At 67.8% G+C, this 13,538-nt stretch carries 15 protein-coding genes; all 15 read right to left on the bottom strand.

Features of this window, described 5'->3' with window-relative positions; translation table 11 throughout:
* Window positions 1-16: 16 nt before the first annotated feature.
* The 15 genes from A5767_RS02730 to hpt all read right to left on the bottom strand — a co-directional run bounded on the left by A5767_RS02730 (window position 17) and on the right by hpt (window position 13,535).
* Window positions 17-376 (bottom strand): histone-like nucleoid-structuring protein Lsr2, encoded by a 360-nt coding sequence (locus A5767_RS02730; protein ID WP_006550504.1) that lies wholly within the window; start codon window positions 374-376, stop codon window positions 17-19.
* A 95-nt stretch (window positions 377-471) separates the two neighbouring features.
* Window positions 472-1,938, bottom strand: coding sequence for a lysine--tRNA ligase (gene lysS / locus A5767_RS02735; protein ID WP_232333457.1), 1,467 nt, complete (start codon window positions 1,936-1,938; stop codon window positions 472-474).
* Between the two features lie 98 nt (window positions 1,939-2,036).
* Window positions 2,037-2,522 (bottom strand): rhodanese-like domain-containing protein, encoded by a 486-nt coding sequence (locus tag A5767_RS02740; protein ID WP_064851585.1) that lies wholly within the window; start codon window positions 2,520-2,522, stop codon window positions 2,037-2,039.
* Between the two features lie 93 nt (window positions 2,523-2,615).
* Window positions 2,616-3,449 carry a type III pantothenate kinase gene (locus tag A5767_RS02745; protein ID WP_064256742.1) on the bottom strand — a complete coding sequence of 278 codons (834 nt, stop codon included), beginning with the start codon at window positions 3,447-3,449 and terminating at the stop codon, window positions 2,616-2,618.
* Between the two features lie 2 nt (window positions 3,450-3,451).
* Complete coding sequence (panD, locus tag A5767_RS02750; RefSeq protein ID WP_006550510.1) at window positions 3,452-3,889, bottom strand: aspartate 1-decarboxylase; 438 nt, start codon at window positions 3,887-3,889, stop codon at window positions 3,452-3,454.
* A 44-nt stretch (window positions 3,890-3,933) separates the two neighbouring features.
* Window positions 3,934-4,872: a pantoate--beta-alanine ligase gene (gene panC, locus A5767_RS02755; protein ID WP_064851586.1), complete on the bottom strand. Its 939-nt coding sequence runs from the start codon at window positions 4,870-4,872 to the stop codon at window positions 3,934-3,936.
* Window positions 4,865-5,800, bottom strand: coding sequence for a Rossmann-like and DUF2520 domain-containing protein (locus A5767_RS02760; RefSeq protein ID WP_064851587.1), 936 nt, complete (start codon window positions 5,798-5,800; stop codon window positions 4,865-4,867). Before A5767_RS02760 ends, panC begins: the two co-directional genes overlap by 8 nt.
* A 159-nt stretch (window positions 5,801-5,959) precedes the next feature.
* Window positions 5,960-7,081, bottom strand: a complete 1,122-nt coding sequence (locus A5767_RS02765) for a DUF6779 domain-containing protein (RefSeq protein WP_231913101.1) — start codon at window positions 7,079-7,081, stop codon at window positions 5,960-5,962.
* A 74-nt stretch (window positions 7,082-7,155) separates the two neighbouring features.
* Entirely contained in the window at window positions 7,156-7,632 is a 477-nt protein-coding gene (locus tag A5767_RS02770; protein WP_019290198.1) for a DUF3180 domain-containing protein, read from the bottom strand.
* Complete coding sequence (gene folK / locus A5767_RS02775) at window positions 7,626-8,168, bottom strand: 2-amino-4-hydroxy-6-hydroxymethyldihydropteridine diphosphokinase (RefSeq protein ID WP_006550515.1); 543 nt, start codon at window positions 8,166-8,168, stop codon at window positions 7,626-7,628. Before folK ends, A5767_RS02770 begins: the two co-directional genes overlap by 7 nt.
* On the bottom strand, window positions 8,168-8,548 hold the full coding sequence (folB, locus tag A5767_RS02780) for a dihydroneopterin aldolase (protein ID WP_006550516.1): 381 nt from the start codon (window positions 8,546-8,548) through the stop codon (window positions 8,168-8,170). Before folB ends, folK begins: the two co-directional genes overlap by 1 nt.
* A complete protein-coding gene (gene folP, locus A5767_RS02785) occupies window positions 8,545-9,366 on the bottom strand; it encodes a dihydropteroate synthase (RefSeq protein ID WP_170318478.1) in 822 nt (273 codons plus the stop codon). The genes folB and folP overlap by 4 nt, the downstream gene beginning before the upstream one ends.
* A gap of 32 nt (window positions 9,367-9,398) precedes the next feature.
* Window positions 9,399-10,064, bottom strand: coding sequence for a GTP cyclohydrolase I FolE (gene folE / locus A5767_RS02790; protein ID WP_006550518.1), 666 nt, complete (start codon window positions 10,062-10,064; stop codon window positions 9,399-9,401).
* A 70-nt stretch (window positions 10,065-10,134) separates the two neighbouring features.
* Window positions 10,135-12,729 (bottom strand): ATP-dependent zinc metalloprotease FtsH, encoded by a 2,595-nt coding sequence (gene ftsH / locus A5767_RS02795; RefSeq protein ID WP_064851589.1) that lies wholly within the window; start codon window positions 12,727-12,729, stop codon window positions 10,135-10,137.
* 251 nt (window positions 12,730-12,980) lie between these two features.
* Window positions 12,981-13,535: a hypoxanthine phosphoribosyltransferase gene (hpt, locus tag A5767_RS02800; RefSeq protein WP_006550520.1), complete on the bottom strand. Its 555-nt coding sequence runs from the start codon at window positions 13,533-13,535 to the stop codon at window positions 12,981-12,983.
* Window positions 13,536-13,538 lie beyond the last annotated feature (3 nt).

Here is a 13,538-nt window from a genome sequence, read left to right on the forward strand (position 1 = left end):
CACGGACGAGGATTCGTCAGTGCGCTTTGTTGTACGCCTCGACGATCTCCGCAGAGATTCGGCCACGGGCCGACACCGGCAGATCGTTGTTCCGTGCCCATTCACGGATAGCGGCCGTCTGTTCGCGACCGGCACTTCCGGATCCGCTCTTGCGCGCAGCCGGCGCAGTTCCGGCAGCGGTCTTGCTCCGCTTGCGGCCGCCGACCTTACGAGCGTGTTCGATCCAGAATTCCAACTGCTCGCGCAGCCGTGCCGCATTGTCCTCGGAAAGGTCGATCTCGTACGTCACTCCGTCGAGACCGAACTCCACCGATTCGTCCGCCGCCGACTCCTGATCCACATCGTCGATCAGGGTGACAGTGACTTTTTTCGCCATGTGGTGTAAATCCTCTCAAATGCGCTTCCCCCCGCGGGACGGGCACCACACTACCCGCCGATTAACGCATCGCAATATGGAGCGGCGAAATCCGATTAACGGGTGTTCGGTCGAACAATCGGGAACAGGATTGTTTCGCGGATTCCCAGACCGGTAAGTGCCATCAACAGACGGTCGATTCCCATTCCGGTACCGGTGGTCGGCGGCATTCCCTGTTCCATCGCGGCGAGGAAGTCCTCGTCGAGAGCCATTGCCTCGTCGTCCCCTTCCGAGGCCAGACGCGCCTGGTCGACGAAACGCTCGCGCTGGATCACCGGATCGACGAGTTCCGAGTAACCCGTGGCGAGTTCGAAACCTCGGACGTACAGATCCCATTTCTCGGTGACCCCGCGCACCGTGCGGTGATCGCGTGTCAACGGCGACGTCTCCACGGGGAAATCACGCACGAAGGTCGGCTCGTGCAGCTGGTCGCCGCACATGTGCTCCCAGAGCTCCTCGACGAGCTTGCCGTGACCCCAGCCCTTGCCCTCGGGAATCTCCAGACCGACACGATCCGCGAGAGCCGTCAATTCCTCCAGTGTGGTGTCGGGGGTCACGTCCGTGCCGATCGCCTCGGACAGCGAGGGATACATTTCGAGAGTTTTCCATTCACCCCCGAAGTCGTATTCCGTACCGTCGGCGAGCGTCACCACATGGGTGCCGAAGACCCCGAACGCGACCTCCTGGATGATCTCGCGGATCATCCGCGCCGAATCATCGTAGGTTCCGTACGCCTCGTACGTTTCGAGCATCGAGAATTCCGGCGAGTGCGTCGAGTCGGCACCCTCGTTACGGAAATTGCGGTTGATCTCGAAGACCTTCTCGATACCGCCGACGACGCAGCGCTTGAGGAACAGTTCCGGCGCGATACGCAGGTACAGATCGATGTCGAGTGCGTTCGAGTGCGTCACGAACGGGCGGGCCGCCGCACCGCCGTGCAGGGTCTGCAGCATGGGCGTCTCGACCTCGAGGAAGCCGCGACGCTCGAGCGCGTTGCGCAGCTCGCGCACCACCGCGACACGCATGCGTGCATTGCGACGTGCTTCGGGACGCACGATGAGGTCGACGTAGCGCTGACGCACCCGCGCCTCTTCGTTCATCTCCTTGTGCGCGACCGGCAGCGGACGCAGCGCCTTCGACGCCATGGTCCACGAGTCGGCCATGACGCTGAGCTCACCGCGACGGGAGCTGATGACCTCGCCGTGCACGAACACGATGTCGCCGAGGTCGACCTCGGACTTCCAGGCGGCGAGCGCCTCCTCGCCGACGCCGGCGAGGCTGAGCATGACCTGCAGCTGGGTGCCGTCGCCCTCCTGCAACGTCGCGAAGCACAGCTTGCCGGTGTTGCGCGAGAACATCACGCGGCCGGCAACGCCCACGACGGTGCCGGTGGCGGTGTCGGGCTCGAGGTCGGGATACTCGGCGCGGATCTCCGCGAGCGTATGGGTGCGCGGGATCTCGACGGGATAGGCCTCCGAACCCTGTGCCAGGAGCCGTTCGCGCTTCTCGCGGCGAACCCGCATCTGCTCGGGGGTGTCGTCGGGCTGCTGAACGGTGGCATCACTCACGGGTAACCAGACTATCGGACACCCGAGGTCACCATTCCTGCAGATGCGCGCTTTCAGTGAGCGGTGACCCGCGCCACGTCCTGCGCGACGTGCTGGGCCTCGGCGACTGCGCCGACCAGGCGGGCCGCGCGGATGGCGTCGTAGCCTCCGACGAGGTGGGTGACCCGGCGCAAACCCTGCGCGTGCAGTTCGGTGACCACACCGTGCGAGCTCGCGCCGTCCGACGAGACGAGGATCCATTCGACGTCGCGGTCGACGGCGAGGGCGAGACGGCCCGGGCCGCCCGGATCGAGTCGCTCGGCGACGAGATCGGCGGAGATGGCCAGTGCACCGGGAAGTGTTCCCTGAGCGGCACGTTCGGCGTTCGAGCGGATGTCGACGATGACGGCGCCGCGGGCGACCGCTGCGGACAGTTCGGTGGGGTACGTGCGCTCGACGGCGAGCCGGTGGAAGGCGACCGGAGCAGTAGCGGTAACCGTAGAAGCGGCAACCGGAGCAGCGGTGGAAACAGAAGTGGTGGAAAGAAGCGCAGCGCGCATGAGAAAACTCCCAGGAATGTGTTATCGGTCGAGGCGGCGGTCAGCCTCGACAACACTCCTGGGTGCTCATGCAACGGATCACGAGGAACATCTTTACACAGAATGACGCTCAGCGGAACCCGCAGTTCCGCGTGCCGCTCGTCTCACCTGGTTCCGCTCGTACACCAGACGCAGCCCCTCGAGGGTCAGATCCGGCTCGTGGTGCTCGAGGGTGCGCGACTCCGGCATGATCAGCGGCGCACTGTCGCCGGTGCCGATGACGGCCACGTCGTCGCCGTCGAAACCGGGCACCTCGGCGCAGATGCGCCGCACGATGCCGTCGACCATCCCGGCGAACCCGAAGACGGCCCCGGACTGCATGCACTCGACGGTGTTCTTTCCCAGAACACCTCGGGGACGGAGCAATTCGACCTTCCGCAGTGCCGCCGACCGCGACGCCAGCGCATCCATCGAGATCTCCACACCCGGAGCGATGGACCCGCCGAGGAACTCCCCCTTGCCCGACACGACGTCGACGCACGTGGAGGTCCCGAAATCCACGACGATGCACGGGGATCCGTAGAAGTGGTAGGCCGCCAGACTGTTGACGATGCGGTCGGCGCCGACCTCCTTCGGGTTGTCCACGAGCAGCGGCACTCCCGTGCGCACCCCCGGCTCCACCACTACGTGCGGCACCGACGACCAGTAGCGGTCGAGCATGACGCGCACCTCACGTAGCACCGACGGCACGGTCGACAACGCCGCCACCCCGGTGACCTGCTCGGCAGATTCGCCGAGCAGACCGCGGAACAGCAGGGCGATCTCGTCAGCGGTCATCCTGGGGTCGGTACGGACGCGCCAGTCGCGCAGCAGCCGCGCGTGCGAGCCGCTGCCCGCGAACACCCCCAGGACGATATTGGTGTTGCGGACGTCGACGGTGAGGAGCACCTCTAGACCAGGGACGGGGAGTCGAGAGTCGACAGCATCCGCGGCGTGATCAGCCCCGAGCCCTCGGGAGCGTGGGCAGGATCGTTGCCGAGCTCGACCTGGCGGTTGTCGGCGTCGACGAAAACCACGCGCGGGTCGTAGTCCTTGCACTCCTGCTCGTTCATCACGCCGTAGGCGATGAGGATGACGAGATCGCCGGGGCTGACGAGACGTGCTGCGGCACCGTTGATCCCGATGACGCCCGATCCACGCTCACCGGCGATGACGTACGTCTCGAGCCGGGCGCCGTTGTCGATGTCGACGATGCAGACCTGCTCGCCCTCGAGCAGATCCGCGGCGTCCATCAGATCCTGGTCGACGGTCACCGAACCGACATAATGCAGATCCGCGTGGGTGACGGTGGCGCGGTGGATCTTCGACTTCATCATGGTGCGGAACATGCTCGTCCTCGGTTTCTTTCTCGTTTCCGAATTCGATCGGTGGGTCAGCGGTTCGTCAGGTTGTCTTCGGCGCCGGGATCCACCGGACCGGTGGCTCGTTCGAGGAAGCCGGTGCCGACGGCGACCCCGACGTTGTCGATGAGGCGTGTGGAGCCGAGTCGTGCGGCGACGAGCAGTCGGCCGTCGCCGCGTTCGGGTGCCGGCCCCAGATCGGCGCCGCGCACCTCGAGATAGTCCACCTCGATCTGCGGACTCTGCGCGAGCACGTCGCGTGCCGTGGACAAGATCGCCTCGGCTCCGCCCGCTGCGGCGTGTGCGCCGGCGACGAGCGCCGCAGACAGCGTGGTCGCGATCTCGCGCTGCTCGGGGTCGAGATAGCGGTTGCGGGAGGACAGCGCGAGCCCGTCCTGTTCGCGCACGGTGGGAACGCCGAGGATGCGGATGTCGAGATTCAGGTCGGCGACCATCTGACGGATCAGAGTGAGCTGCTGGTAGTCCTTCTCACCGAAGAACGCCGTGTTGGGACCGACGATGTTGAACAGCTTCGCGACGACCGTCAGCATGCCCGCGAAATGACCGGGACGCGCAGCACCTTCGAGCTCCGACCCGAGTGGACCCGGGTGGATCGTGGTGCGCGGGCCCTGCGGGTACATCGCCGAGACCGTCGGCACGAAGGCGAGTTCGACGCCCGCTTCGCGGAGCAGTTCGAAGTCGGCGTCGAGAGTGCGCGGGTAGGCGTCGAGATCTTCGTTCTTCCCGAACTGCAGCGGGTTGACGAAGATCGACACGACCACGACGGCCCCGGTGAGCTTGGCCTGGCGCACGAGTTCGAGGTGACCGGTGTGCAGCGCACCCATCGTCGGTACGAGTGCGACGGTGCGGCCGACGCCGCGCAGAGCCCGGGTGACCTTGGTCAGGCCTGCGGGATCGTGGTGAACGGTCAGTTCACCTCGCACGTATCCGCGCTGTCCTGCTTCACTCACCGTATTCAGCTCCTTCGAGAATTGCCATCAGTTCCGGCTTCGACCCGGTCCGTTGCGCCGATCGCAGCGACAGCGCGCGGTACCCGGCGGCGATCAGCGGGTCGACGGCCTCGAGCGCACGCAGGTGCGCGGCCACGGCGTCGGCATCGCCGCGCGCGACCGGCCCGGTGAGGGCCGAGGGCCCGCGCCGCAGCACGTTGTCGAGCGCTGCGGAGAGCAACGGCTGCAACACCCGTTCGGCGACTCCGTCGGGGGCGTCGTCGACGAGTTGCTGGCCGAGCAGTTCCTCCCCCTGCAGGGCGCTGCGCAGTGCCTCGACGGCGTCGGCGACCAGCGTGACCAGGTGGTTGCTGCCGTGTGCGAGCGCAGCGTGGTAGGTCATGCGCATGGACTCGGGGACGCGGACCGGCTCGCCGCCGATCTCGAGGACGAGGGACTGCGCGATGGCGTAGCCGATCTCGTCGGCGGCCGTGATGCCGAAGCACGCGGAGGAGAGCCGGTCGATGTCCTCGTCGTGGCCGGTGAAGGTCATCGCGGGATGGATCGCGAGCGGCACGGCGCCCTGCTCGGTCAGCGGCTCGAGGATCGCGGTGCCGTGAGCACCGGAGACGTGGACGACGATCGTGCCGGCGGCGACCGAACCGGTGGCTGCGAGGCCCTTGACCAGGGACGACAGTTCGGTGTCGGGAACGGCGAGAAGAAGGAGGTTGCAGCGGCCGGCAACCTCGTCGACCGGCAGGATCTGCGAATCCGGCAGGCGCGTGGCGGCACGGTGCCGCGAGACGTCGGAGACGGCCGAGCAGGCCACGACGACATGACCAACGCGTTCGAAAGCTGCGCCGAGTGCAGTGCCGACCCGTCCGGCGGACACGATTCCTACCGACAGGCGCGCAGGCGCGGGTGCGTTGGTGATCCCGAAGGAATTCACGGGAGTCCTCTCGTTCGTTCCAGTCCCGCTCAGCGGGTACCGGACGTTCCGCTCGACAATAGCGCGCGTTTTCCGGGGCTCGCCACGGTCGGGCCGAGTGATCTGCGCCTCATCGTCCGAGGTGGGGCGGGTGCGACCTGCCGCGCGATCGCCCCGCGATCAGCGCTCGGCCGACAACGACGCGAGGATCTCCGCGACCGTCCGGCCCTCACCGTCGGCGCGACGGCGCCGGGAGCGACGTCCGGACGATTCGTGGTCGTCCTCGTCGTCCTCCTGGGTCGTTTCCGCAGCTCCATCGGCCTTCGCGGCGGTGTCCTTCCCCTCCGCGGGGTCATCGCCCTTCGTCTTCGCTCCGGCCCCGTCTGCGTCCGTTTGCGGGTCGGGATCGGATCCGGACTCGTGCTTGCCGGGCTTCTGCGGCTCCGGCTTCCCGTCCGCCGCCTTCTCGGCGCTCGCGACCTTCGAGTCCCCGGTCTTCGGGTCCCCCGTCTTCGTGTCTCCGACCTTCTGATCCTCGACTTCCGCGTCCTCGATCTCGGCGTCCTCGACGTCCGGTCCTGCGGCCGCTTCTCCAGCCGTCGCCTTCTCGACCGTGACCTTCCCGGTAGCGGACTTCCCCGTCGCAGAATCAACCTTCGCCTGTTTCTCGGCACGCGGTTCTTCGACATCACCCTTCGCGGACGTCTTCTCCGACGCCTCCGCCGCCCGCATGGCCGCCTCGACCGACTCGGTCTCCGCGGTGACCGGCTCGTCGTCGGGAGAGGCGAAGGCCGGTCCCGACGGACGCGGAGCGGACACCCGCGCCGCCTCGCTCAGTCCACGCAGCTTCTCCGCCTGGCCCTCGAGGGCGACGACATCGTCGGGGAGCCGGCCGTCGAACAACATCTCGAGCGTGCGGCGCAGGGTGGCCAGCTCGGTGCGCAGGGCCGCCATCTCCCCGGCGTCGAGCTTCAGATCGGCACGGACCTTCTCCTCGACGGTCAGCTCGTACTCGCGCCGCGCCGCGATCTCCCGTTGCAACTGCAGTTCGTAGACCGTCTTCAGGTCGTCGGCCTTCGCCCGATCGAGCGCCGATTCCCGGCGGTACTTGTTCATCGCGATGGCTCCGACAGTGGCAGCCCACAGGGCGACGACCACCGCGACACGCAGCAATTGCACGCTCTCACTGAAGATCAACAGCAGCGAGGCGATCATCGCCAGAGCGAGCAGACCGGCCACGATCATCGAGCCGGTACTGCGCCACGGACGGCGATTCCTGTCTGGTCGCGCCGAGGTTGCCATGACCATCAGGGTACTTGGGTGGGTCCTCGAATCGGAGCCGGACGACACGCCCTTCCCCACCCCGAAATCCGATGTCAGAGCGCCGGTTCGTTCGGTTCGTCGGGGTCTTCCGGTGTCCGGCAACAGTATTCGAGCCACAACGCGGCCGCCGCCAGCGCTATGCCGGCGAGGGCTCCGACGAGCACCCCCGACGTGTCGTCGGTGGCGGCCTGCACCACGCCGCGTTGCGGTACGAGATACAGCAGGAAACCGGCCCACACTCCGGCGCTCGCGGCACCCACCAGTGCGGACGCCTTGGCGAGCGCGACCGCGCGGGCGGCGGTGATGGGATGCAACCTGCCGGGGCCCTCACCGATCTCGTGCTTGCCGACCCGCGACCGGATCATGAACGCCAGGATCACCTCGATGACCGCGACGGGATACAGCGAGGCTCCCGCGTAGACGGGGATGGGCGGCAGCGAACCGTACATTGTGCGGACGAGCAACCACGCGACGATCGCTGCCAGCACGGCCAGCGCCAGCAGATCTCGGATCCGGGTCTGTTTCAGCACTCGGCGTGTCCCTGGGTCTTCGGCCCGGCCAGCGTCAGGTCGGTGCGGTGCACACCTTCCCGTTCGGCGGCGTCGAGTTCGTCTAGCCAGTCGCCGATGCCCAGCCGCCGGCCCTCGGCGGTGAGCACGGCCTCGGGTTCGACGTCGAGCCACGGGACGAGCACGAACGCCCGCTGGTGTGCGCGCGGGTGCGGCAGGATCAGTTCCCGATCGTCGCTGCGCACCTCACCCTCGCCGCTGACGCAGGTCACGACGTCGACGTCGAGGCTGCGCGGACCCCAGCGCTGGATCCGGACGCGTTCGGCGGCCTCCTCGAGTTCCTGGCCGAACCGCAGCCAGTCGCGCGGACCGAAGGCGGCATCCTCCGCGACGACGACCGCGTTCAGGAAATCCTCCTGTTCGACGCCGCCCCACGGTGCCGTCGAGTACACCGCCGAGACGGCGACGGCCCGCTCGCCCAATGCGTCGACGACCGACCGCAGGTGCGCGAGCCGGTCGCCGATGTTCGATCCGATGGACAGCACGGCACGACTCATCAGGCGCTCCCCGTCGCATCGCTGCGGGAGCGGTCGATCACCACGGCGACGTCGCCGAAGGTCAGCGGGATCGGCGCCGACGGCTTGTGGAGCGTGACCTCCACCCGGGCGACACGCGGGTCGGTGAGCACCTCGTCGGCGATCTCCCCCGCGACCGTCTCGATGAGATCGCGGCCCGGACCGGCGATGATCGCCGCGGCTCGCTCGGCGAGTTCGCCGTAGTGCAGCGTGTCGGCCAGCTCGTCGGATGCCGCGGCCGGCGCGAGATCGAGCCACACGACGATGTCGACGACGAAGTCCTGACCGTCCCGCTTCTCGTGCTCGAAGACGCCGTGGTTGCCGCGGACCGTCAGTCCCCGTAGTTCGATGCGGTCGCTCACGCGTGCACTCCTTCCGCGCTGCCGCGCTGCCAGGCACGCACCACCGCGAGCGCGTCGCGGGATGCCTGCACGTCGTGGACGCGTACGCCCCATGCGCCGTGTGTGGCGGCGAGCGCCGAGACGACGGCCGTGGCGACCTCACGACCCGAGGGCGGGCGGACCGTGCCGTCGGGCGCCGCGAGCAGCGATCCGAGGAATCGCTTCCGGGACGCCCCGATGAGCACCGGGAAACCCAGTTCGGTGAGTTCGGGCAGGCGCTGCAGCAACTGCCAGTTGTGGTCGGGTTCCTTCACGAAACCCAAACCGGGATCGAGCACGATCTTGTCGGAGTCCACGCCTGCGGCCACCGCGATGTCGACCTGCGTGAGCAGCTCGTCGCGGACCTCGCGGACGACGTCCTCGTAGTGCGTCGAACCACCCGCGTGGACGAACTCGCCGAGGGGACGCCAGTGCATGAGGATCCACGGCACCCCGGCCTCGGCGACCACCGCGGCCATGTCGGCGTCGGCGCGCCCACCCGAGACGTCGTTGATCATGGTCACCCCGGCCTCCACGGCCGCCTCGGCGACCGAGGCGCGCATCGTGTCGACGCTCGTGGGGATGCCTGCCTCCGCCAGAGCGGCGATGACCGGGGCCACGCGGGACGCCTCGACCTCCGGGTCGACGCGCACGGCCCCGGGCCGGGTGGACTCGCCACCCACGTCGACGATGTCGACGCCGAGCTCGCGCAGCTCGAAGCCGCGGGCTATCGCGGTCTCGCAGTCCAGATATCGACCGCCGTCGGAGAAGGAATCACTGGTGACGTTCAGTACGCCCATCACGACAGGCCACTGTTCGGCGGGGAAGACGGTCACCGGCGCAGGATCAGGTCCAGGGCCTCGGCACGCGACGCCGAACTGGTCTGGAACAGCCCGCGCACGGCGGAGGTGGTGGTGCTGGCACCGGGCTTGCGGATGCCGCGCATCGCCATGCACAGGTGCTCCGCCTCGACCACGACGATCACGCCGCGCGGCTGCAGCTTGCGCATCATGGCGTCGGCGATCTGGCGGGTGAGGCGTTCCTGGACCTGCGGACGCTTGGCGTAGAGGTCGACGACACGCGCCAGCTTCGACAGACCCGTGACGCGGCCCGTGGGGCCCGGGATGTATCCGACGTGGGCGACGCCGTGGAACGACACGAGGTGATGTTCGCACGTCGAGTACATCGGGATGTCTCGCACGAGGACGAGTTCCTGATGACCTTCGTCGAAGGTCGTGTCGAGGACCTCGTCCGGGTCGGTGAACAGTCCCCCGAACACCTCGCGGTAGGCACGGGCCACCCGGGCGGGAGTGTCGCGCAGGCCCTCGCGGTCCGGATCCTCACCCACCGCGATCAGCAGTTCACGCACGGCCGCTTCGGCTCGGGCCTGGTCGAACGTACGACCCGCGTCCACGCTCAATTCGTGGGTCGTCACATCCTCCGGGTCGGAACCCGTATCCGACTTCAGGTGGTTCACCGACACCCGCTCGCCCTCCACTCTTCGCTCACTCGTCTCCATCGGAACCGACGGCCCCGATGCGCGCCCCGTACCGACTCACCGACACGGATCAGTGCCGGCCGGCCGGGCCTTCCCACCGCTGTGTGGGAGGGGGTTCGGGAGCGCCGTAACCATCGCGCGGTTGCGAGTCTCCCACGTGGTTCTCACCACGGTGCGCATCTGCCGCACCGTCTTCGCCGGAGTCCGACGGACGGTCGGCGTCCTGCGGCTCCTGCGGACGCCCGACACCCTGCGTTTCCTGGGCCTGTTGTCCGTAGCTGGGCTGTCCGTAGCTCTGGGGGTTCTGCCCCTGATGGCCCTGCGGATATCCGTATCCCTGAGGCTGTCCGGGGCCCTGCGGCCCGTGACCCTGCTGTTCCTGCGGGGTCTGCTCGCGCGGCGGCCAGCCGGGAGCCGACCATCCGGCGGGAGCACCGTAGTCCGGACGCGTCGCGTGCCGCGGACCACCCGGATACGGGGCCGTCGGCTGGAAGCCCGGAAGCGGCTCGGAGGCCGGGACCGGCTGCGACTGCTGTTGGGGTTGCGGCTGCTGTTGGGGCTGGGGCTGCTGTTGGGGCTGCGACTGCTGTTGGGGCTGGGGGTAGCCGTTCGCCGGCTGGTACTGCGGCTGCGCGCCGGGCTGGTAGCCGGCGGGAGCGGGCACCTCGCCCTGGCCCGGATACTGCGGGTGCTGATGCGCCGGCTTCGTCAGCGACGGCGGTTCCGGCGGCCACGGCTCGCCACGCTCGGCCGCGAGCTCGGCGGGCGTCTTGATCGGCGGCTTGTCGGACGGGACCCGATCACCGAAATCGTTGAAGGTCGTGATCCGCGGACGCTTCTTCACATCGGCCAGGATCCGGTCGAGATCCTTGCGGGTCAGCGTCTCGTGCTCGAGCAGCTCACCCGCCAACACGTCGAGGGCGTCGCGGTACTCGTTGAGGATCGCCCACGCCTCGGTGTGCGCGGCCTCGATGAGGTTGCGGACCTCCTCGTCGATCTCGCGTGCCACTTCGTGCGAGTAGTCGGACTGCACACCCATCGACCGGCCGAGGAAGGGGTCGCCCTGCTCCTGGCCGTAGCGGACGGCGCCGAGCTTCGCGCTCATGCCGTACTCGGTGACCATCGCGCGCGCGATCTTCGTGGCCTGGTCGATGTCGGACGAGGCGCCGGTGGTGGGCTCGCGGAAGACGAGTTCCTCCGCGGCACGACCGCCCATCGCCATGACGAGGCGCGCGATCATCTCCGAACGCGTCATCAGGCCCTTGTCGTCCTCGGGCACCGTCATCGCGTGACCGCCGGTGCGGCCGCGGGCGAGGATGGTGACCTTGTAAACCGGCTCGATGTCGGGCATCGCCCACGCGGCGAGGGTGTGACCACCCTCGTGGTAGGCCGTGATCTTCTTCTCGTGCTCGCTGATGATGCGGCTCTTGCGGCGGGGACCGCCGATGACACGGTCGACCGATTCCTCGAGGATCGCCTCGGTGATCACCGTGCCGTTCTCACGGGCGGTGAGCAGCGCGGCCTCGTTGACGACGTTCGCGAGGTCGGCACCGGACATGCCCACCGTGCGCTTGGCGAGCGCACCGAGATCCGCGTTGGGATCGATCGGCTTGCCCTTCGAGTGCACGGCGAGGATCGCCCGGCGACCGGCGAGGTCGGGGTTCGTGACCGGGATCTGACGGTCGAAACGGCCGGGACGCAGCAGTGCCGGGTCGAGGATGTCGGGGCGGTTCGTCGCGGCCATCACGATGATGCCGGAGCGGTCGCCGAAGCCGTCCATCTCGACGAGCAGCTGGTTGAGGGTCTGCTCACGCTCGTCGTGACCACCGCCGAGGCCGGCGCCGCGCTGGCGGCCGACCGCGTCGATCTCATCGACGAAGATGATGCAGGGAGCGCTCTGCTTGGCCTGCTCGAACAGATCGCGCACGCGGGAGGCGCCGACACCGACGAACATCTCGACGAAGTCCGAACCGGAGATCGTGAAGAACGGGACGCCCGCCTCGCCGGCGACGGCACGCGCGAGGAGGGTCTTACCGGTGCCGGGAGGACCGTAGAGCAGTACGCCCTTGGGGATCTTCGCGCCGAGCGCCTGGTAGCGCGCCGGGTTCTGCAGGAAGTCCTTGATCTCGTAGAGCTCCTCGACGGCCTCGTTGGCGCCGGCGACATCGGCGAAGGTCGTCTTCGGCATGTCCTTCGACAGCTGCTTGGCCTTCGACTTGCCGAAGCCCATCATGCCGCCGCGACCACCGCCCTGCATGCGGCTCATCACGAAGAAGAACACGCCGAGCAGGATGATCATCGGCAGGACGAAGATGAGGATCGAGGTCAGCCAGCTCTCCTGGGTGACGCTCGTGTCGTACTTCTGCGCGCCCGACGCGGCGACCAGGTCGAAGATCTGTTCGGAGGCCGACGCGGGGTACTTCGCGATGATCTCGGTGCTGCCCTCGGTCGCGTCGTTGCCGTTCTCGAGCCACAGACGCACCTGCTGTTCGCGGTCGTCGATGCGGGCTTCGCTGACGTTCTGCGATTCGAGTTGGGACACCGCGACGGACGTGTCCACCTGGGTGAAACCGCGCGTGTCGTCGCCGAAGTAACTGAAGGCGTAGATCACCAGCAGAATGCCGGCGACGATCGCCAGATTACGGAACACTGTCTTGCGGTTCATACAGGTTCGGCCCGAGCGGCCGGTCCTTTCGATCGAGTTCGTCGGGGTCTCGCAGTCGCGGCGCTTCGCGCCCGGGGTGGCCGCACGCCGCGACGGTCACTGACCAAGCAACGCAAGGTTACCGCGTAGCAACGAGCGGTCGCCCCGGCACCGACCGGAGCCGACACCGGGAAGACGTCGTAATCGACAACGATCGGGACGGAACCGGAGTTCCCCGAGCCGGGGACCTCACGACGCGGCTCGACCGGAGGTCAGCTGCTGTAGACCTTGGGATCCAGCGTGCCGATGTAGGGCAGGTCGCGGTAGCGCTCGTCGTAGTCGAGTCCGTAGCCGACGACGAACTCGTCCGGGATGTCGAATCCGACGTCCTTGACCTCGACGTCGATCTTCACGGCCTCCGGCTTGCGGAGCAGCGTGACGACCTCGAGCGACGCGGGGTTGCGCGTCGAGAGGTTCTTGAGCAGCCACGACAGCGTCAGACCCGAGTCGATGATGTCCTCGACGATGAGGACGTTGCGACCGGCGATGTCCTTGTCGAGGTCCTTGAGGATGCGCACGACACCCGAGGACGAGGTCGACGACCCGTACGAACTTACGGCCATGAACTCCATCTGCGTCGGGATCGGCAGAGCGCGCGCGAAGTCGGTCATGAAGAAGATGGCGCCCTTGAGCACCCCGATGAGCAGCAGATCGCCTTCCGGCGCACCCACCGGGTAACGCTCGGCGACCGACTGCGCCAGCTCTGCGGTCCGCTCCTTGATCTGTTCTTCGGAGATCAGCACCGACGCTATGTCGTTCTCGTACACCGG

The sequence above is a fragment of the Rhodococcus sp. 852002-51564_SCH6189132-a genome (assembly GCF_001665495.1).
Classification (GTDB): domain Bacteria; phylum Actinomycetota; class Actinomycetes; order Mycobacteriales; family Mycobacteriaceae; genus Rhodococcus; species Rhodococcus pyridinivorans.

Excerpts from the sequence above, each read along its gene's own strand:
- folP (WP_170318478.1), bottom strand. The coding sequence starts at position 9,366 with ATGGGCGTACTGAACGTCACCAGTGATTCCTTCTCCGACGGCGGTCGA.
- A5767_RS02730 (WP_006550504.1), bottom strand. The coding sequence starts at position 376 with ATGGCGAAAAAAGTCACTGTCACCCTGATCGACGATGTGGATCAGGAG.
- folK (WP_006550515.1), bottom strand. The coding sequence starts at position 8,168 with ATGAGTCGTGCCGTGCTGTCCATCGGATCGAACATCGGCGACCGGCTC.
- A5767_RS02765 (WP_231913101.1), bottom strand. The coding sequence starts at position 7,081 with ATGGCAACCTCGGCGCGACCAGACAGGAATCGCCGTCCGTGGCGCAGT.
- A5767_RS02740 (WP_064851585.1), bottom strand. The coding sequence starts at position 2,522 with ATGCGCGCTGCGCTTCTTTCCACCACTTCTGTTTCCACCGCTGCTCCG.
- lysS (WP_232333457.1), bottom strand. The coding sequence starts at position 1,938 with ATGCGGGTTCGCCGCGAGAAGCGCGAACGGCTCCTGGCACAGGGTTCG.
- ftsH (WP_064851589.1), bottom strand. The coding sequence starts at position 12,729 with ATGAACCGCAAGACAGTGTTCCGTAATCTGGCGATCGTCGCCGGCATT.
- panD (WP_006550510.1), bottom strand. The coding sequence starts at position 3,889 with ATGTTCCGCACCATGATGAAGTCGAAGATCCACCGCGCCACCGTCACC.